The sequence below is a fragment of the Pseudomonas sp. TMW22090 genome, from assembly GCF_022496665.1.
Classification (GTDB): domain Bacteria; phylum Pseudomonadota; class Gammaproteobacteria; order Pseudomonadales; family Pseudomonadaceae; genus Aquipseudomonas; species Aquipseudomonas gregormendelii.
In genome coordinates, this window is the sequence record NZ_SCFH01000001.1 from 1,186,831 (window position 1) to 1,205,340 (window position 18,510).

19 protein-coding genes are annotated in these 18,510 nt (G+C 62.7%); 8 read left to right on the plus strand and 11 right to left on the minus strand.

Annotated features, from left to right (window positions below; all coding sequences use genetic code 11):
• Positions 1-79 precede the first annotated feature (79 nt).
• The 8 genes from pqqB to pedF all read right to left on the minus strand — a co-directional run bounded on the left by pqqB (position 80) and on the right by pedF (position 8,172).
• Positions 80-994: a pyrroloquinoline quinone biosynthesis protein PqqB gene (pqqB, locus tag EQV97_RS05415; RefSeq protein ID WP_240888592.1), complete on the minus strand. Its 915-nt coding sequence runs from the start codon at positions 992-994 to the stop codon at positions 80-82.
• A 55-nt stretch (positions 995-1,049) separates the two neighbouring features.
• Positions 1,050-1,121: a pyrroloquinoline quinone precursor peptide PqqA gene (gene pqqA / locus EQV97_RS05420; RefSeq protein WP_081499480.1), complete on the minus strand. Its 72-nt coding sequence runs from the start codon at positions 1,119-1,121 to the stop codon at positions 1,050-1,052.
• Positions 1,122-1,377: 256 nt separating this feature from the next.
• Positions 1,378-2,898, minus strand: coding sequence for an aldehyde dehydrogenase family protein (locus tag EQV97_RS05425; RefSeq protein WP_122839614.1), 1,521 nt, complete (start codon positions 2,896-2,898; stop codon positions 1,378-1,380).
• Positions 2,899-3,073: 175 nt separating this feature from the next.
• A complete protein-coding gene (locus tag EQV97_RS05430; RefSeq protein ID WP_122839613.1) occupies positions 3,074-4,849 on the minus strand; it encodes a PQQ-dependent methanol/ethanol family dehydrogenase in 1,776 nt (591 codons plus the stop codon).
• 266 nt (positions 4,850-5,115) lie between these two features.
• The gene (locus EQV97_RS05435; protein WP_122839611.1) at positions 5,116-6,054 is read right to left on the minus strand and encodes a quinoprotein relay system zinc metallohydrolase 1; all 939 of its coding nucleotides are present in this window, start codon (positions 6,052-6,054) and stop codon (positions 5,116-5,118) included.
• Between the two features lie 16 nt (positions 6,055-6,070).
• Positions 6,071-6,832, minus strand: coding sequence for a quinoprotein dehydrogenase-associated SoxYZ-like carrier (locus tag EQV97_RS05440; protein WP_240888593.1), 762 nt, complete (start codon positions 6,830-6,832; stop codon positions 6,071-6,073).
• Positions 6,829-7,707, minus strand: coding sequence for an ABC transporter substrate-binding protein (locus tag EQV97_RS05445; RefSeq protein ID WP_240888594.1), 879 nt, complete (start codon positions 7,705-7,707; stop codon positions 6,829-6,831). Before EQV97_RS05445 ends, EQV97_RS05440 begins: the two co-directional genes overlap by 4 nt.
• Before the next feature lie 3 nt (positions 7,708-7,710).
• Positions 7,711-8,172 (minus strand): cytochrome c-550 PedF, encoded by a 462-nt coding sequence (gene pedF, locus EQV97_RS05450; RefSeq protein ID WP_201148085.1) that lies wholly within the window; start codon positions 8,170-8,172, stop codon positions 7,711-7,713.
• Between the two features lie 254 nt (positions 8,173-8,426).
• Here pedF and exaA point away from each other — a divergent pair, with 254 nt between their 5' ends.
• The gene (gene exaA / locus EQV97_RS05455; RefSeq protein ID WP_201148086.1) at positions 8,427-10,319 is read left to right on the plus strand and encodes a quinoprotein ethanol dehydrogenase; all 1,893 of its coding nucleotides are present in this window, start codon (positions 8,427-8,429) and stop codon (positions 10,317-10,319) included.
• Positions 10,320-10,456: 137 nt separating this feature from the next.
• Complete coding sequence (locus tag EQV97_RS05460; protein ID WP_240888595.1) at positions 10,457-11,101, plus strand: pentapeptide repeat-containing protein; 645 nt, start codon at positions 10,457-10,459, stop codon at positions 11,099-11,101.
• Between the two features lie 37 nt (positions 11,102-11,138).
• Here the strand turns inward: EQV97_RS05460 and EQV97_RS05465 are convergent, their stop codons facing one another.
• The 3 genes from EQV97_RS05465 to EQV97_RS28860 are packed head-to-tail and all read right to left on the minus strand — an operon-like array spanning position 11,139 to position 13,161.
• Positions 11,139-11,777, minus strand: a complete 639-nt coding sequence (locus EQV97_RS05465) for a response regulator transcription factor (protein ID WP_240888596.1) — start codon at positions 11,775-11,777, stop codon at positions 11,139-11,141.
• Positions 11,777-13,036, minus strand: coding sequence for a histidine kinase (locus EQV97_RS05470; RefSeq protein WP_122839604.1), 1,260 nt, complete (start codon positions 13,034-13,036; stop codon positions 11,777-11,779). The genes EQV97_RS05465 and EQV97_RS05470 overlap by 1 nt, the downstream gene beginning before the upstream one ends.
• A 2-nt stretch (positions 13,037-13,038) precedes the next feature.
• A complete protein-coding gene (locus tag EQV97_RS28860) occupies positions 13,039-13,161 on the minus strand; it encodes a hypothetical protein (RefSeq protein ID WP_263868170.1) in 123 nt (40 codons plus the stop codon).
• 158 nt (positions 13,162-13,319) lie between these two features.
• Here EQV97_RS28860 and EQV97_RS05475 point away from each other — a divergent pair, with 158 nt between their 5' ends.
• The 6 genes from EQV97_RS05475 (at position 13,320) to EQV97_RS05500 (ending at position 18,480) form a co-directional block, all read left to right on the plus strand.
• Positions 13,320-14,504 (plus strand): ABC transporter substrate-binding protein, encoded by a 1,185-nt coding sequence (locus EQV97_RS05475; RefSeq protein ID WP_240888597.1) that lies wholly within the window; start codon positions 13,320-13,322, stop codon positions 14,502-14,504.
• Positions 14,505-14,546: 42 nt separating this feature from the next.
• Positions 14,547-15,506 (plus strand): YVTN family beta-propeller repeat protein, encoded by a 960-nt coding sequence (locus tag EQV97_RS05480; protein ID WP_201148089.1) that lies wholly within the window; start codon positions 14,547-14,549, stop codon positions 15,504-15,506.
• The gene (locus EQV97_RS05485) at positions 15,503-16,234 is read left to right on the plus strand and encodes an ABC transporter ATP-binding protein (protein ID WP_240888598.1); all 732 of its coding nucleotides are present in this window, start codon (positions 15,503-15,505) and stop codon (positions 16,232-16,234) included. The genes EQV97_RS05480 and EQV97_RS05485 overlap by 4 nt, the downstream gene beginning before the upstream one ends.
• Positions 16,231-17,022: an ABC transporter permease gene (locus EQV97_RS05490; protein WP_122839600.1), complete on the plus strand. Its 792-nt coding sequence runs from the start codon at positions 16,231-16,233 to the stop codon at positions 17,020-17,022. The genes EQV97_RS05485 and EQV97_RS05490 overlap by 4 nt, the downstream gene beginning before the upstream one ends.
• A 178-nt stretch (positions 17,023-17,200) precedes the next feature.
• Positions 17,201-17,758 carry a PQQ-dependent catabolism-associated CXXCW motif protein gene (locus tag EQV97_RS05495; protein WP_240888599.1) on the plus strand — a complete coding sequence of 186 codons (558 nt, stop codon included), beginning with the start codon at positions 17,201-17,203 and terminating at the stop codon, positions 17,756-17,758.
• Positions 17,759-17,814: 56 nt separating this feature from the next.
• Positions 17,815-18,480, plus strand: coding sequence for a response regulator transcription factor (locus tag EQV97_RS05500; RefSeq protein ID WP_045057702.1), 666 nt, complete (start codon positions 17,815-17,817; stop codon positions 18,478-18,480).
• The last annotated feature ends 30 nt before the right edge of the window (positions 18,481-18,510 follow it).

The following is an 18,510-nucleotide window of genomic DNA, read 5'->3' on the forward strand; positions in this document are numbered from 1 at the left end:
GGCAAGCCCGCTCCCACAGGGAGAGGTGTGTGCCGCAAATCCACTGTGGTATCTGGCTTGCCCGCGATGGGGCCATTGGCTACAGCACAATGTCCATGCCATCAAAAGCCACCTCAATCCCCCGCCGCTCCAGCAACGCCCGTTCCGCCGAGTCCTCATCGAGGATCGGGTTGGTATTGTTGATATGGATCAGCACCTTGCGCTGGCGGGGAAAGCCTTCCAGCACTTCCAGCATGCCGCCAGGCCCGCTCTGGGCCAGGTGGCCCATGTCGCTGCCCAGGTTCTGGCCGACTTCGCACACGCGCATTTCGTCGTCGCGCCACAACGTGCCGTCGAGCAACAGGCAATCGGCGCGTTGCATCCAGCCCAGCACCTCAGCGTCGACCTGCCCGAGCCCCGGGGCGTAGAACAGCGATGCGCCGCTTTGCAGGTCTTCGATAAACAGGCCGATGGTGTCGCCGGGCTGCGGATTGCCGCGGTTGGGCGAGTACGGTGGTGCGTTACTCACCAGTGGGATCGCCCGCAGCCGCAGGTGTTTGCAGGCCGGGATCTGAAAGGGTTCGCGGTCCAGACCAAGCGGTTGCCACTGCAGGCCGCCGTTCCAGTGCTCGAGCATGCCGAACAGCGGGAAGCCGCTGCTCAGGTCTTCGTGGACCCGGCCGGTGCAATACACGGTATGCGGGCAGCCTTCGCGCAGGCTCAACAGGCCGGTGCAGTGGTCGATCTGGCTGTCCATCAGCACCACGGCGGTAATCGCCGTGTCGCGCAGTTGTCGAGCCGGTTGCAGCGGCGCGACGCTTTCCAGCTGCGCGCGGATATCCGGTGAAGCATTGCACAGCACCCAGTCCACCCCGTTGTCGCTCAGGGCAATCGAGGACTGCGTTCGCCGCTGCGCCCGCAGGGTACCGTTGCGCACGCCGGCGCATTGCCGGCAGTTGCAGTTCCACTGCGGAAAACCGCCGCCGGCAGCCGAACCAAGAACGCGGATGTGCATGAACAATGCTCCAGAAGGCAGGCCCGGCCAACACGACGGCTGGCCGGGTGAACAATCAACGGTTGGCGAAATACATCGTCACTTCGAAGCCAATGCGCAGATCGGTAAACGCGGGTTTATGCCACATGGGTCAATCCTCTTCTTGTGCCGGGCAATTCCGGTAAAGCCATTAATGCACGGGGCGGGAGGTGACCGAATGCTACTTTCGAAGGAGGTGGCGGGGTGCGTTGGTAGGGGGTGTTGCGCGGCGGCTGGATTACACAAAACCTGTAGGAGCGAGCTTGCTCGCGATTGACGCAAGAACAACGCTGGGTATCATTTTCCCGGCGTTGTCCTTGGCGACCATCGCGAGCAAGCTCGCTCCTACAGGTAGGCGCGGGGGGTTAGAAGAACCCCAGCGGATTGATGTCGTAGCTCACCAGCAGGTTCTTGGTCTGCTGGTAGTGGTCGAGCATCATCTTGTGATTTTCGCGGCCCACACCGGACTTCTTGTAACCGCCGAACGCGGCATGCGCCGGGTACAGGTGGTAGCAGTTGGTCCACACGCGGCCGGCCTTGATCGCCCGGCCCATGCGGTAGGCACGGTTGATGTCGCGGGTCCACAGGCCGGCACCGAGGCCGAATTCGCTGTCGTTGGCGATCGCCAGGGCTTCGGCTTCGTCCTTGAAGGTGGTGATACCCACCACCGGACCGAAAATTTCTTCCTGGAACACCCGCATCTTGTTGTGGCCCTTGAGCAGGGTCGGCTGGATGTAGTAACCCGTCGACAAGTCGCCTTCAAGGCGCTCGGCGGCGCCGCCGGTGAGCAGCTGCGCGCCCTCCTCCTGGGCAATTTTGAGGTACGAGAGAATCTTGTCGTACTGCTGCTCGGACGCCTGGGCGCCGACCATGGTCTCGGTGTCCAGCGGATTGCCGCGCTTGATCTTGACGATCTTCTTCATCACCTCGGCCATGAACGGCTCGTAGATCGACTCCTGGACGAGTGCCCGGGACGGGCAGGTGCAGACTTCGCCCTGGTTGAAGAACGCCAGCACCAGGCCCTCGGCGGCTTTTTCGATGAACTGCGGCTCGGCGTTCATGATGTCTTCGAAGAAAATGTTCGGCGACTTGCCGCCCAGTTCCACGGTGCTTGGAATGATGTTCTCGGCGGCGCAATGCATGATGTGTGCGCCCACCGGAGTGGACCCGGTAAACGCGATCTTGGCGATGCGCTTGCTGGTGGCCAGGGCCTCACCGGCTTCGCGGCCGAAACCCTGGACGATGTTCAGCACACCCGCTGGCAGCAGATCGGCGATCAGTTCGGCAAACACCATGATCGACAGTGGCGTTTGCTCGGCGGGCTTGAGCACCACGCAGTTGCCGGCAGCCAGGGCCGGGGCGAGTTTCCAGGCGGCCATCAGCAATGGAAAATTCCACGGGATGATCTGTCCGACCACGCCCAAAGGCTCGTGGAAATGATAAGCGGTGGTCAGTTCGTTGATCTCGGCGGCGCCGCCTTCCTGGGCACGGATGCACCCGGCGAAATAGCGAAAGTGGTCGGCGGCCAGCGGTACGTCGGCATTGAGGGTTTCACGCACGGCCTTGCCGTTGTCCCAGGTTTCGGTAACCGCGAGGATTTCCAGATTCTGCTCGATGCGGTCGGCGATTTTCAGCAGGACCAGCGAACGGTCCTGCGCCGAGGTCTTGCCCCAGGCATCCGCCGCAGCGTGGGCCGCGTCGAGGGCCTTGTCGATATCGGCGGCGCTGGAGCGCGGAAATTCGGCGATCACTTCACCGGTGACCGGCGAGGTGTTGGTGAAGTACTCGCCATTGACCGGGTCAACGAACTCGCCGCCGATGAAATTGCCGTAGCGCGGCTTGAAGGAAACGACGGCGCCGGGTGTTCCGGGTTGTGCGTAGATCATGGTGGGCCTCTGTCTGGGTCGATGCCTGTCGGGCAAACAGGCGATGAACCGATAGTAGAGAGCCCCAGGTGCCAGACGAATGCGCCGTTGGCAGGGGGGCTCTCGTTATTTGGTAGTAGGTTTGCCCACAAATCCCGATGGGGTGGAAAACTCTGTGGGATGTGGTGAACCTGGATTAGTGCTTAGCCACCAGGTCCTTCGGCAATTTGAAAGTCCAGAGCATGCCGCCCTGGTTGAAGTCCTTGATGCGCTTGGCCACTTCGCCGCCCCACAACGGCACCGCGCCACCCCAGCCGGACAGCACCGAGACGTACTGCTCGCCGTCCATTTCCCAGGTCACAGGTGAGCCGAGCACACCGGAGCCGGTCTGGAATTCCCAGACCTTCTCGCCGGTTTTGGCATTGAATGCCTGCAGGAACCCTTCCGGCGTGCCGGTGAATACCAGATTGCCCTTGGTGGTCAGCACCCCGCCCCACAGTGGCGCGAAGTTCTTGTGACGCCAGACTTCCTTGCCGGTTTTCGGGTCGATGGCGCGCAGCACGCCGATGTAGTCTTCGTTCAGTGGCTTGATGGTGAAACCGGCACCGAGGAAGGCCGCGCCTTTTTTGTAGGCAATGCCTTCGTTCCAGATGTCCATGCCCCACTCGTTGGACGGCACGTAGAACAGGCCGGTGTCCTTGCTGTAGGCCATCGGCATCCAGTTTTTCGCGCCGAGGAACGCCGGGGCGACGAACACCGAACTGCCTTTGGCTTCGGTGCCCGGTGCACCCGGTCGGCTGGCTTCGTTGTAGATCGGCCGACCGTCCTTATCCAGCCCGGTCGCCCAGGTGATCTTGTCCACGAACGGGAAACCGCGGATGAATTTGCCGTTGGTGCGGTCCAGCACGTAAAAGAAACCGTTGCGGTCAGCGGTGGCGGCAGCCTTGATTTCCTTGCCGCCCTCGGTGTAGTTGAACGAGATCAGCTCGTTCACGCCATCGTAGTCCCAGCCATCGTGGGGCGTGCTCTGGAAATGCCATTTGATGGTGCCGTCGTCCGGGTTGAGCGCCAGGCGCGAGGACGAGTACAGGTTGTCGCCAGGACGCAGGTGCGAGTTCCACGGTGCCGGGTTACCTGTACCGAACAGCAGCAGGTTGGTTTCCGGGTCGTAGTAGCCACCCAGCCACGGCGCTGCGCCACCGGTCTTCCACAGGTCGCCCGGCCAGGTTTTGCCCGCCTCGCCGCCGGAAATGCCGTTTTCTACGGGCTTGCCATCCTTGTAGACGTAACCCATATGACCTTCGACCGTAGGGCGAGTCCACAGCAAATCACCGTTCTTCGGGTCGTAGGCTTCGATCTTGCCGACCACGCCGAATTCGCCACCGGCCACTCCGGTGATCAGTTTGCCGTTGATGACCATGGGCGCGGCGCTGATCGAGTAGCCTTCCTTGTGATCGGCGACCTTCTTGCTCCAGACCACTTTGCCGGTGTCCTTGTTCAGCGCCACCAGCTTGGCGTCCAGGGTGCCAAAGAACACCAGGTCGCCATACAGCGCGACGCCGCGGTTGATCACGTCGCAGCAGGGCCGGATATCGTCGGGCAGGCGTGCGTCGTACTGCCAGAGTTTCTTGCCGGTGCGCGCGTCCACCGCGAACACCCGCGAGTAGGAACCGGTCATGTACATCACGCCGTCCTTGATCATTGGCTGCGCTTGCTGGCCACGCTGTTTCTCGCCACCGAAGGAGAAGGCCCACACTGGCCGCAAATCCTTGATGTTGTCGACGTTGAGCGTATCGAGCGGGCTGTAGCGTTGACCCTGCACGCCCAGACCGTTGGTGACGATCTGCCCCGGGTTCTTGGGGTCCTGGAGAATTTCCTGGTCGGTGACGGCCGCCAGCGCCTGGCCGGACAGCAGCATGGCGCTGAGCAACAGGCTCAAGACGAAGGGTTGGCGACGTGCGGGTTGGGTCATGACGGCTGCCTCTGCGGTTTTTTGTTATACCCGGGAAAATTTCCCGGTCTGGTGCAGATTCTTGGTCGCCGGGGCCCTGGCAACAATTGCCCGCAGTGTGGAGATTTGTAGTTCCTTAGTACGGGGTCGTAGCGCGTAACCAATGAGGGAGCGAGCCTGCTCGCGGTGGACGGGAGACCGCCGCCGGGTGTCAGGTTTCCAGGGTTATCGTTGGCGACCATCGCGAGCGGGCTCGCTCCCGTAGAAGGTCAGGTGGTGAGTGGTATTCAATTGTTTGGGGTGGAATCCACTCGGGTCATTTGGGCCCGCTCGTAGCGGGGAAACAGATGACTGACGCTGCGAATCAGCTCATATCGGCTCAGGTTGATTGCGGCGAATCGCTCGGGAATGGGGCTGCGGATCATCTCCGACATGTCGCTGCCATTGGCCGCGCCGTCGCGCATCAGCTGGTCGAGCCACCCCAGGTAGTCGCGCATCTGTTCGAAGGGCCTGGCGTCGGTTGCCAGCGGGCCATGGCCGGGCACGATCAGCGTCCAGGGCAGGCCTTCAAGCGTGGCGATGTCGGCCAGCCACACCGCCAGCCCCGGGCTGTTGGGCGTGGTCAGTGCTCGTTGATAAAACACCAGGTCCCCGGCAAACAACACGCCGGTTTTCTGGTCGAGAATAGCCAGATCCGCGCCGGTGTGCCCACCCAGGCTCAGCACGCGTAAATCGTGATTCCCAAAACTGTGCACGCCCGGCTCCAGCGTCCGGGTTGGCAGTATGACTTCGGTGCCCCGCATCCAGTCGCCCACCAGCCGGTACATGTTCTCGGCCATGGCATCACCCTGCTGACGCAACAACTGCGTAGTCCCCGCCAGCGCGGCAATCGGCACGTCGGTAAAGGCCTGGTTGCCGAGCGCATGGTCGGGATGGTGATGAGTCAACAGCACTTCGATCACCGGCTTGTCGGTCGTCGCCGCAATCGCCTGGCGCATCGCTTCGCCATAACGCTTCGAGGGCCCGGTATCGATCACCACCACGCCGCGCTCGGTGACGATGAAGGCGGTGTTGACGATGTTGCCGCCGTTGCCCTTGGCGAAGTTGTCGGTGCTGCCTTCCAGCAACCAGGTGTCCTGGGCAATGAGCCTGGGCTTGAGCGAGTACTCGAGGTCGGCCAGGGCCGGCAGGCTCATGCCAATGAACAACAACAGCATCCAGCGCATCAGGCGCTCCTTGGGGTCAGGGAATGGCCGCATCGAACTCATTGCCGCTGTTGTCGCGCAGTAACAGGCGCGTCTGCCCTGCCCCTTCGAGATCGAACGTCAGGTTGGGGTTTTCGCTGACGGCGGGAAACAGCTCAAGGCGCGCCAGGACCTGGTCATTACCATCACGCAACTCGGCATGATTGATGAAGAATTCCGGGATGCCACTGACCATGCCATTGTCCATCGGATGTGCGACCTGCAGGCGCAGGCGACTGAATTCGCCCCGCGGGTATCGACCGCCCAGCACTTCACCGATGCGCTCCTCCCACCCCGGCTGGGTGCGCACCACACTGGGCGCGGTGCAGCCACCACCCGCCGCGTCGATCAGCGTCGAACCGACATGCCACAGGCCGTCGCGGGTCAACACGGCAGCGCGCAACGGGGTCGCCTGTTCGATGCGGATACGGATCGACAGCCAGGGCAAGACCCCGCTCACCGGCTGGAAATCGACGATCTTCGGCAACGGATTCAACTCGGCCCAGGCGAGGATTTTCACCACTTCGCCCTTGAACGCCCGCGCGTCGATCTCCAGCGGTACCTGCCGGGCGTCTTCGGCGAATGGCGGGGCCAGCAATTTTACCCGGTCATCGAACACGAACGGCGCGTCACCGAGCATTTGCTTGTGGTAAAAAGCCCACATCACCGACGGCACCGGGTCTTTGCCGGGGTCGGTGGGCGCTGCAAGGGCAGCGATGGGCAGCCAGCAGGCCAGCAGGCAGCTCGCTCGCCGGTTCACTGCTGATACATCTCAGGCACGTCATATCGAAGGCCGTACCTGGCATACAGCGCCTTGACCGAACCATCGCGAATCATCCCTTCCAGCGCCTCTTCGACCGCGTACGCCAGCTGTCGATTGCTTTCGTGCACCGCCATGCCAATCTCCCAGCGTTGCTTGCCCATGTTCGGGTAGGCGTTTTCCGCCAGCGCAACCTGGGGGTCGGCCGCTGCGTGCACTTGCCAGTCGATCTCGCCGCGCATCGCCATCACCGCATCGACTTCACCCGCCTTCATCGCGGCGAATGCCTGGGGCACGCCGGGATAATGGTGGGTTTTGCCGGCGAGCATGCCGTTGAACACCGAGGTCAGGTAGAACGACGGAACGCTGTCCACCTCGACGCCGATCGGATGTTGCTCGAACACTGCCACGCTGGCGACCTTGTCCAGGCGGCGACGGTCGTACGCGACCTGCCACTGCTCGTTCTGGTAGGGCCCGAACATCACCACGTGGCTGTTCTCCAGTTCACCCAGCTCGTTGCGCTTGCGCGCGTAGTCCTGATCGTAGGGTACGCGCATCATCAGGTCAGCCAATTGCAGGTCGTGCAATTGGCTGGCGCGCCAGATGTAGTCGCGCAGGTCGTCGTCGAGTTTTTCTCCCGCCGGCGCCCACATCAGGGTCAGGCGCACACCGAGTGCCTTGGCCAGTGCTGCGGCCAGGTCTACATCGACGCCCCGGGCCTGACCGGCGTCTTCGAAACTGTAAGGGGCGAAATCCTTGTAGACCGCCACTTTCAGCTCACCGGCGGCGATCATTTCGTCATAGGTCCGCACCTGCGCCTGTACCGCCTGGCAACACAGCAACAACGCACTGATCAACAGCGTGAACAGGCGCATGCCTTACTCCTCGACGTGGACCGTATCCAGGTAAGTGCGCACCGCCCACAAGGCTTCCTGGCTCAGGTAATCGGCCATCTTGGGCATATACACGCGGCCGTCGCGTACGGCGCCATGGCGCACTCGTTCGACGAACCATTCATCACCGGCATCTCCGACATCGAGCATGCGCAGATCCGGGGCAATACCACCGGACTTGGCTTCCAGGCCATGACAGGCCGCGCAGTTCTGGTTGTAGGCCGAAGAGCCGATTTCCACCGCCTTGTCGTGCTGCGGCGAGGTTCGATAAGGGTTTACTGCGGCCCAGCCATCGGCATCGAGCGGCACGCCAGCGTCCTTGACAGGGGTCAGCCCCTGGGTTTCGACGGCTTGGGGGACGACGTTGCCGTGAGCCCAGGCGGACCCCGTACTGATAAAACCGGCCAGCAGTCCGGCAACAAGCAAGGCGTTGCGTTTTGTTGTCATTGTTATGCCCTCAGGATTGCACGCAAAACCTCTTTAAAGAGGCTATGGCAACCATCTTAGGAAGCACCAGGCGCCAGCCCCATGCTGCTTTGGTGGCCGCCTTCTAGTCCCTTGGTAGTAGGGCTTGTGGCGCACACCCAAATCAGGTGCCCCTTGGGAAGTTTTCCCGGCCACAGCGGGATATTTTCCGTATCCGCCAACCCACCCGGCGCACCACCCTGTGCAGGCCAAAACTTCCACAGGGAACTGCAACCATGACAATAAGATCGCTACCCGCCCTTTCCCCCTTGACCCTTGCCGTGCAGGCCTTCGTACTGGTGAGCAGCCTGTCGCTGGGCACTGCCAGCCATGCCGCCACTGCAGCCGCAGCCCCTACCCGCAACGTTTCGTGGGAGGACATTGCCAATGATCACCTGACCACCAAGGACGTGCTGCAGTACGGCATGGGCACCAACGCCCAGCGCTGGAGCCCGCTGGCCCAGGTCAACGACAAAAACGTGTTCAAGCTGACGCCGGCCTGGTCCTATTCGTTCGGGGACGAGAAGCAGCGCGGCCAGGAATCCCAGGCCATCGTCAGTGACGGCGTGGTCTATGTCACCGGGTCTTATTCGCGGGTCTTCGCGCTGGACGCCAAGACCGGCAAGCGCCTGTGGACCTACAACCATCGTCTGCCGGACAACATTCGTCCGTGCTGTGACGTGGTCAACCGCGGTGCCGCGATCTTCGGCGACAAGATCTACTTTGGCACCCTGGATGCACGCCTGATCGCCCTGGACAAGAACACCGGCAAAGTGGTCTGGAACAAGAAGTTCGGTGACCATGCCGCCGGCTACACCATGACCGGCGCACCGGTGCTGATCAAGGACAAGACCAGCGGCAAGGTGCTGCTGATCCATGGCAGCTCCGGCGATGAGTTCGGCGTGGTCGGGCAACTGTTTGCCCGCGACCCGGACACCGGAGAGGAAGTCTGGATGCGGCCTTTCGTCGAAGGTCACGTGGGCCGCCTGAACGGCAAGGACAGCACCCCCACCGGCGACGTCAAGGCGCCGTCCTGGCCGAATGACCCGACCACTGAAACCGGCAAGGTCGAGGCCTGGAGCCATGGGGGCGGCGCACCGTGGCAGAGTGCGAGCTTCGATCCGGAAACCAACACCATCATCGTCGGCGCCGGTAACCCCGGCCCTTGGAACACCTGGGCGCGCACGCCCAAGGATGGCAATCCCCACGATTACGACAGCCTCTACACCTCGGGCCAGGTCGGCGTCGACCCAAGCACCGGCGAAGTGAAATGGTTCTACCAGCACACCCCGAACGACGCCTGGGACTTCTCCGGCAACAACGAGCTGGTGCTGTTCGACTACAAGGACAAGGACGGCAAGACGGTCAAGGCCACCGGCCATGCTGACCGCAACGGGTTCTTCTATGTGGTCGATCGCAACAACGGCAAATTGCAGAACGCCTTCCCCTTCGTCGATAACATCACCTGGGCCAGTCACATCGACCTCAAGACCGGGCGGCCGGTGGAAAACGAAGGCCAGCGTCCAGCCAAGCCACTACCGGGCGAGACCAAGGGCAAGCCGGTGGAGGTTTCACCGCCGTTCCTCGGTGGCAAGAACTGGAACCCCATGGCTTACAGCCAGGACACCGGGCTGTTCTATATCCCTGGCAACCAGTGGAAGGAGGAGTACTGGACCGAGGAGGTCAGCTACAAGAAAGGCTCGGCTTATCTGGGCATGGGTTTCCGTATCAAGCGCATGTACGACGATCACGTCGGCAGCCTGCGCGCGATGAACCCGACCACCGGCAAGGTGGTGTGGGAACACAAGGAGGCCTTGCCGTTGTGGGCCGGTGTGTTGGCGACCAAGGGCAACCTGGTGTTTACCGGTACCGGTGATGGTTTCTTCAAGGCCTTCGATGCGAAAACCGGCAAGGAGCTGTGGAAGTTCCAGACCGGCAGCGGCATCGTCTCGCCGCCAATCACCTGGGAGCAGGATGGCGAGCAGTACATCGGGGTGACCGTTGGCTATGGCGGCGCGGTGCCGTTGTGGGGCGGCGACATGGCCGAACTGACCAAGCCGGTGGCTCAGGGCGGGTCGTTCTGGGTGTTCAAGATTCCGAGTTGGGATAGCCAGGTAGCCCAAAAGTAAACCACTACCCCTGTGGGACCAAGGCTTGCCGGCGATGGCAGTGTGTCAGGCCGATCCGTTTCGGACATGCCCCCGCCATCGCGGGCAAGTCTTGCTCCCACAGGATTGCTCCTACGTGTGACCTCTGAGGCCTCGCCATGAAATACCTGCCCCTCCTGCTTTTGCTAACCGTCACCCCGACGTACGCCGACGACGCCGACGCTCCGCTCATCATCAACGGCTGCACCATCGCCGATCACAGCCAGTGCCCCGGTGCCGACCTCAAGGGCGCGAACCTGAGTAACCAGGACCTGCGCAACATGAACCTCAGCGGCGCCGACTTGCGCGGGGCCGACCTGCGCCATGCGCGCCTGGACCTGGCAAACCTGGAAAAAGCCCGGCTGCAAGGCGCCAACCTGACCCGCGCCAGCCTGCAACAGAGCAACCTGCGCCTGGCGGATCTCACCGGGGCAAAATTGCTGGCGATCCAGGGCTGGGGCATGTTTGCCCAGGGCGCACAATTCCAGGAGGCCGACCTCAGTGGTGCCTACCTGCAATTCGCCCGGCTTTCCGGGGCCAGGATGCACAATGCCAACCTGCGTGCGGCAGATCTGGAGATGACCTGGCTGAGCAAGGCGGATCTCAAGGGTGCAAATCTCGCAGACGCGAATCTGCAGGAGTCCAAATTTGGTGAAAGTAATCTCGAGCAGGCGAACCTGAGCGGCTCGCGGCAGCATTATGCGAACTTTCAGGATGCCAATATGGAGGGGTGTTCGGGGTGTCCGACAACGTGGAATAAATGAGCCGGCCAAGCTTCTACCATGGGAATGGGAGTGTCTTTCACCCCGCTTTGCGCACCACTCCCATATCAATGCCCAGATGCACCAGCTCGGCGTGGGAGCTGACCTGCAGTTTGCTCTTGAGCAAAGTCAGGTGATTGGAGACGGTCTTGGCGCTGATGCTCAATTGCTCGGCAATTATCCTGGCCGGGGTGCCCTTGGCGAGCATCACGAAAATTTCCAGCTCGCGCTGGGTCATGCTCTTCAGGCGCGGGTCGCTGGCGTCGTGTTGCGCATGGCAGGCCAGTTGCGTGGCCAGGGGTTGTTCGATATAGGCGTGCCCGGCCAGGATGCGCCGCACGGCCTCGATCAGCACCTCAGGTGCCGAGCTTTTCGTCAGGTAACCCGAGGCCCCCGCTTCCAGGGCCTGGCGCACCAGCGGTAATTCATCGTGCATGCTGAAAAACAGCACGCGCAATTGCGGCAGGCGCTGACGCAGGCGGCGGGTGGTCTCCAGGCCGCTGATGCCTGGCAGGCCAAAATCCATGATCACCAGGTTCGGCACCGCTTCCTGCACGCGGATCAAAGCCTCTTCGCCAGTGGCGGCTTCGCGCACTTGCAAAGCTGGCAGCAGGGCGCGCAGCAAACTCGCGTAGCCCTGGCGGACCACGGCGTGGTCATCAACCAGCAGAATATTCATCACACCTCCAATGGCATGTTCAAGGCCAGCGCCCAACCGGCACCGGGATGGCTGATAATCCGCAGCTCGCCGCCCAGGCTGCGGGCGCGCTCGCACATCGAGTACAGGCCGACGCCCGGCTGCTGCGGTTGCCGTGCGCCTCGGCCATTGTCACGCACCAGCAAACGCAAGCGACCACCCTGATGCTGCAGGCGGATCCGCACCTGGCTGGCATCGGCATGGCGCACGATGTTGGTCAAGGCCTCCTGCAGCAGTCGATAAAGATGAGTTTTACTGCTGCTGGACAACGCTGGCATCTGCACGCTGACCCGCAGCTGGCATTCGATGCCCTGGCGGGCTTGCCATTGCTCCACCAGCACAGCCACTGCCTGCTCCAGGGGCAGGTGCTGCAGTACCACCGGGTAAAGGTCCTGCACCAGGGCGCGGAAACCTTGCTGCAGATGCTCGCAGTTGTGTTCCAGTTCGCGCACCGTGCGTTCCACTGCTTGCGGCTGGTCCGCGACCCAGCGCAGCAGACAGGCCTGGGCGCGAATACCCGCCAGGTACTGGCCGAGATCGTCGTGCAGGGTCTGCGCCAGATGAGTGCGCTCCTGCTCCTGCACTGCCAGCAAGGTCCGGGTCAAATGCGCGTTATCGGCGCAAGCCTGCTCCAGCGCCTGGGCCATCTGATTAAAATGCGTCGCCAGCTGCCGTGCTTCAGGGACCCCTTCGGTGGGCAGGCGCACCTTCAGCTGGCCGTCGGACACCTGCTGCAGGGCCCGCAGTAATTCATCGAGCAGGCCCATGCCGCGGCCAACCGCCCAGCGAATGGTGAGCAGGCTCACCAGCAGCGCAAGGCCGCACAATGCCAACAGTTGCTGGAGGGAATCCCAGACCTCGTCGATCTCGTCACGCGGATCGACCGCAATCTGCACCCGACGGCCATCCTGCAGCGCCAGCACCCGCTCGTGGTGCCGCGTCTGGGCAAACAGCACGCCGGCAAGCCACGCGTCAGGGCCATGTTGAGCGCCCTCCCGAGGCGCCTCGCCGGGTTCCAGCCAGCGCACCCGCACATGCCGCAAGCTGCGGGTGAGCCCGGGTTGCAAACTGGCCGGGTCGCGCTCGGCAGTTTCACTCAGGTACTCGACCACGGCCTGGGCCGATTGCAGTTCGCGCTCCACATCCGCCAGCGCCTGATGCAACAGCAAGCCCGTGCACGCCAGCGTCACCAGGGTGAAAAAACCGCAGACCCAGAGGTTGATTCGCCATAGCGCCGACATGCCTAGCGCCCCGGCGTCGCGGAGAACACCGGCAGCGTCGCGGGGCGCGGGCCGTGCAGTTTATCCACGCCGATCAGGCTGAGGATCAGCAGGAACGGCAGCAGTAGCGCTTTGAAAATCCGCATGGCCGAGCGCCTCCAGAGGTCGTGGCTGTTACAACCCATGCTAAAACCGCGCCGCGCAGGTGGAGTTACTACCTTGGTACTGGCTGACTGGTACTTTCTGCATATTTCTTATCGCCCTTCGGGTTCCTATGCTGGCGCTACCTGGAACGGAGTGCACCATGCGCCAGCTAGCCCCCTACGCCCTGACCTGCCTGCTGGCGATCGCCTGCAGCGCCGTGCCGTCCGCTCACAGCCGGGCCGCCGAGGCGCCGTTGCAGGTGCGGATCGGCTACCTGGGCTATCGCCCCGACCCGGGTCCCTTGCTGTCGAACATCATTGCCGAACCGGTCGATGCCGGCCTGCGCGGCGCCGAACTGGCGATCACCGACAGCAACAGTACCGGGCGCTTTCTCAACCAGAGCTACACCCTGGTCGACGGCAGTGCCGACAGCCCGCAAGCCCTGCTCGAGGCGGCCAAGGCGCAACACCAGCAAGGTCTGCGGTTGTTCGTGGTGAACGTCCCTGCCGACAGCCTGCGCCAGCTCAGTGCGGCCCTGCCCGACAGCCTGCTGTTCAACGCTGGCAGCCCCGACGACAGCTTGCGCACCACCGACTGCCTGGCGAACGTGCTGCACAGCCTGCCGAGCCGGGCGATGCTGGCGGACGCCCTGGCGCAATTCCTGGTGGTGCGCAAATGGCAGCGGGCGCTGCTGATCGTCGGCCCGACCGCCGACGATCAAGCCTATGCCGCAGCCCTGAGGCGTGCAGCGAAACGCTTCGGCTTGAAGCTGGTGGCGGAGAAAGCCTGGAGTTTCGTCAACGACCAGCGTCGCAGCGCCCAGGCCGACATGCCACTGTTCACCCAGACCGCCGAGTACGACGTGGTGCTGGTAGCCGATGAGCGCGGCGACTTTGGTGAATACGTGCCCTACCAGACCTGGTACCCACGTCCCGTCGCCGGCACCCAGGGCCTGACCCCGGTGGGCTGGCACAAAACCGTGGAAACCTACGGCGCCGCGCAGTTGCAGAAGCGTTTCGAAGCCCTGGCCGGCCGCTGGATGAACGACCGGGATTTTGCCGCCTGGATCGCCGTGCGCAGCGTCGCCAGCGCGGTGAGCAAGCTGCGCCAGGCAGATCCCCTGGCAATCCGTCAGCTGCAACTCAGCGATCAACTGCCCCTGGACGGTTTCAAGGGCCGCAAGCTCAGTTATCGGCCGTGGAACGGTCAACTGCGCCAGCCCATTCCTGTCGTGCAACCCCGGGCGCTGGTCAGCACCTCGCCCCAGGAAGGTTTTCTGCACCCCTTCAATGAGATGGACAGCCTGGGCTACGACAAGCCCGAGGTCAGCTGCCGCTTTCCCTGACCCCTGACGTTCAACAACTACAACAACAAAAAGGAATCCGCCATGCGCCGCACCCTGCTCTCATGCGCCCTGCTGCTCGCCGCCGGGCATGCCGCGGCCAGCACCGCCTGGGTCTCCAACGAGAAGGACAACAGCCTCAGCCTGATCGACATGCAGACCCTGCAGGTCACCGATACCCTGCCCGTCGGCCAGCGTCCACGGGGCCTGTTGCTGTCGCACGACAACAAGCTGCTGTACATCTGCGCCAGCGACTCGGATCGCGTGCAGGTCATGGACGTCGCCACGCGCAAGATCATCAAGGAACTGCCATCCGGCAAGGACCCCGAGCAGTTCGCCCTGCACCCTAACAATCGCTGGTTGTATGTCTCCAACGAAGACGATGCGCTGGTAACGGTGATCGACACCGAAACCTCCAAGGTGCTGGGCCAGATCAGTGTCGGCGTCGAACCCGAAGGCATGGCCGTCAGTCCCGACGGCAAATGGGCGGTCAACACCAGCGAAACCACCAACATGCTGCACTGGATCGACACCAGCACCCAGACCCTGGCCGACAGCACGCTGGTAGACCAGCGCCCGCGCTTCGTCGAGTTCACCCCGAGCGGTGCGCAATTGTGGGCCTCGGCGGAAATCGGCGGCACGGTGACCATTCTCGACGTGGCGACCCGCCAGGTGCTCAAGACCCTGACGTTCCAGATCAAGGGTGTGCACCCGGACAAGGTGCAGCCGGTGGGCATCAAGCTCAGTGCCGATGGCAAATACGGCTTCGTCGCCCTCGGCCCGGCCAATCATGTGGCGGTGATTGACGCCAAGACCTTCGAGATCCTCGATTACCTGCTGGTGGGCCGGCGAGTCTGGCAGATGGCGTTTACCCCGGATCAGAAGCAGCTGCTGGCCACTAACGGGGTCAGCGGTGACGTATCGGTGATCGATGTCGACAGCCTCAAAGTCAGCAAGTCGGTCAAGGTTGGACGTTATCCGTGGGGCGTGGTGGTCACGCCATGAATGCGCTGGAGGTCAGTGACCTGAGCTTTGCCTACGGCGCGCGTGAGGCGTTGCGCAAGGTGAGTTTCAGCCTGGCGCCAGGGCGGTTTGCCGCATTACTGGGGCCCAACGGCGCCGGCAAATCCACGCTTATCGCCTTGCTCACCCGACTCTACGACCTGCAACGCGGCGACATTGTCGTGGGTCAGTGCTCACTGCGCACTGCGCCACGCCCAGCCCTCAGGCAGTTGGGTGTGGTGTTCCAGCAAAGTACTTTGGACCTGGACCTCAACGTTGAACAGAACCTGCGCTATCACGCGGCGTTGCATGGCCTGGGCCGCCGCCAGACCGCGCTGCGGGTCGATGCCGAGCTGGCGCGCCAGGGCCTGACGGAGCGGCGTGGTGAACGGGTTCGCGAGCTCAATGGCGGGCACCGCCGTCGGGTGGAAATCGCCCGTGCGCTGTTGCACGAACCGCGCCTGCTGCTGCTCGACGAGGCCAGTGCGGGCCTCGATCCAGCCAGCCGCCTGGCCCTGAACCAGCACATCCGCAGCCTGTGCCGCGAGCAGCAGATCAGCGTGCTCTGGACCACTCACCTGCTCGACGAAGTGCAAGCCGGCGACGACCTGTTGATCCTGCATCAAGGACGCCTGGTCGCCAGTGGTCAGGCTGATGCCCTGAGCCTTGAGCACGGCGGCGACCTGGGTTCGGCTTTCGCGCACCTGACCAACCCGGGAGCTTCACGATGAATGCGTACTGGCAATGCTTCAGCGGCATCGTGCTGCGCGAATGGCTGCGCTTTGTGCTGCAACGCACGCGTTTCCTCAGCGCGCTGGTGCGGCCTTTGCTGTGGCTGCTGGTGTTCGCCGCCGGTTTCCGCGCAGCGCTGGGGATCGCGATCATCGAGCCCTACGACACCTACATCCCCTACGAGGTGTACATCATCCCGGGCCTTGCCTGCATGATCCTGCTGTTCAACGGCATGCAGGGCTCGCTGTCGATGGTCTACGACCGGGAGATGGGCAGCATGCGCGTGCTGCTGACCAGCCCGCTGCCGCGGACCTTCCTGCTGTGCAGCAAGCTGCTGGCCACCGCGCTGATTTCGCTGTTGCAGGTGTATGCCTTCCTGGCGATTGCCTGGGTGTACGGCGTGCAACCGCCGGCCATGGGCCTGCTGGTCGCCTTGCCCGCGTTGCTGCTGGTGGCGTTGATGCTCAGCGCCCTGGGGTTGTTGCTGTCCAACGCCATCCGCCAGCTGGAAAATTTTGCCGGGGTGATGAACTTCGTGATTTTCCCGTTGTTTTTCCTGTCATCGGCCCTGTACCCGCTGTGGAAGATGCGCGAGTCGAGTGAGTGGTTGTATTGGCTGTGCGCGATCAACCCGTTTACTCATGCGGTGGAATTGGTGCGGTTTGCGCTGTATGAGCGGTTCAATCCGCTGGCGCTGGCCGTCTGCGTTGCATTGACCCTGGTGTTTGCGCTGCTCGCGGTGATGACCTTCAACCCGCAACACGCGGCCCTGCGCAAATCGACCTGAGCCTGCATCGTGTTCGACACCCCGACAGGGACCCACTGTGGAAGCTTCACTCATTTACCGGGAACGGGGTGCGCAGGGGAAAAATTACTACTTTAGTACTGGTTTTCCTGTCTATCGTCGCATTCCCAACGCACCGCGACTGGCATGTAATGGGCCCATAACTATAAGGATTGCCCCCATGCCCCGTGCCCGACGTCGCCTTCTGCGTCCCACACTCGCTGCGCTGTCCCTGAGCCTGCTCCTTTGCACCGCCCACGCCGAGACCGCGTTGTTCTCAGCCGAGGGTTATCGCATCGGGTTGTACCGCAGCCCTACCCCGGCTCAAGCGCAGGGCGCGACGATCATCGACACCGCCGCCCTGCAAGCCCTGCTGAGCCAGACCCCGCGCCCGGTGCTGATCGACGTCTACCGCCGCCAATGGCTGCAAGGGAAATTCATCGAAGACCAGCCCCACGAAAATCTACCCGGCAGCCATTGGCTGGCCAACACCGGTGACGGTGACCTGACTGCGGCCTGGACTGCGTATTTCGCGCGTAACCTTGAAGCCCTGACCCAGGGTAATCAGGCACAACCGCTGGTGTTCTACTGCCGCTCGGACTGCTGGTTGAGCTGGAACGCGGTCAAACGCGCTGCCGCAATGGGCTATAAGACACTGTACTGGTACCGCGACGGCCTGGACGCCTGGCAGGCGGCCAACCTGCCCGTGACACCCGCCCAGCCCGAACCCTTTCCCTGATCTTTACGCCTGCGTGTTGTTGCCCCACCATAATCAAAATAATGAGGTGAAAGGCTATGTACAAAATCCTGATTGCCGACGATCACCCGCTGTTTCGCGAAGCCATTCACAATGTCATCAGCGACGGATTCCCGGGCAGTGAAGTGATGGAAACCGCCGACCTGGACAGCGCCCTGCTGTTGACCCAGGACCACGACGACCTCGACCTGATCCTGCTCGACCTGAACATGCCGGGCATGCATGGCCTTAATGGCCTGATCAACCTGCGCAACGAGGCACCGACCATTCCGGTAGTGATTGTCTCAGCCGAACAGGACAAGCAGATCGTGCTGCAAGCCATCACCTATGGCGCGGTGGGCTTCATCACCAAATCTTCGCCACGGGTGCAGATGACCGAAGCCATCCAGCAGATCCTCAACGGCAACGTCTACCTGCCGCCAGACATCATCCGCACGCAGAAAAGCGGGACCCATCGGCGGATGAACGATACCCCCAGCTTTCCCCCGGAACTGCTCCAGGCGCTGACGCGCAAGCAGTTGCTGGTACTGGAGCGCATGACCAAGGGCGAGTCGAACAAGCAGATCGCCTACACCCTGGAAATTGCCGAGACCACGGTGAAGGCGCACGTGTCGGCGATATTGCGCAAACTCAATGTGCACAACCGGGTGCAGGCGATCTTGAGTGCAGGGGATATAGATTTCGGCTCATATCTGCGGCGTTAAGTGGCCTGCAAGGTCGGATCGTGCCCATCG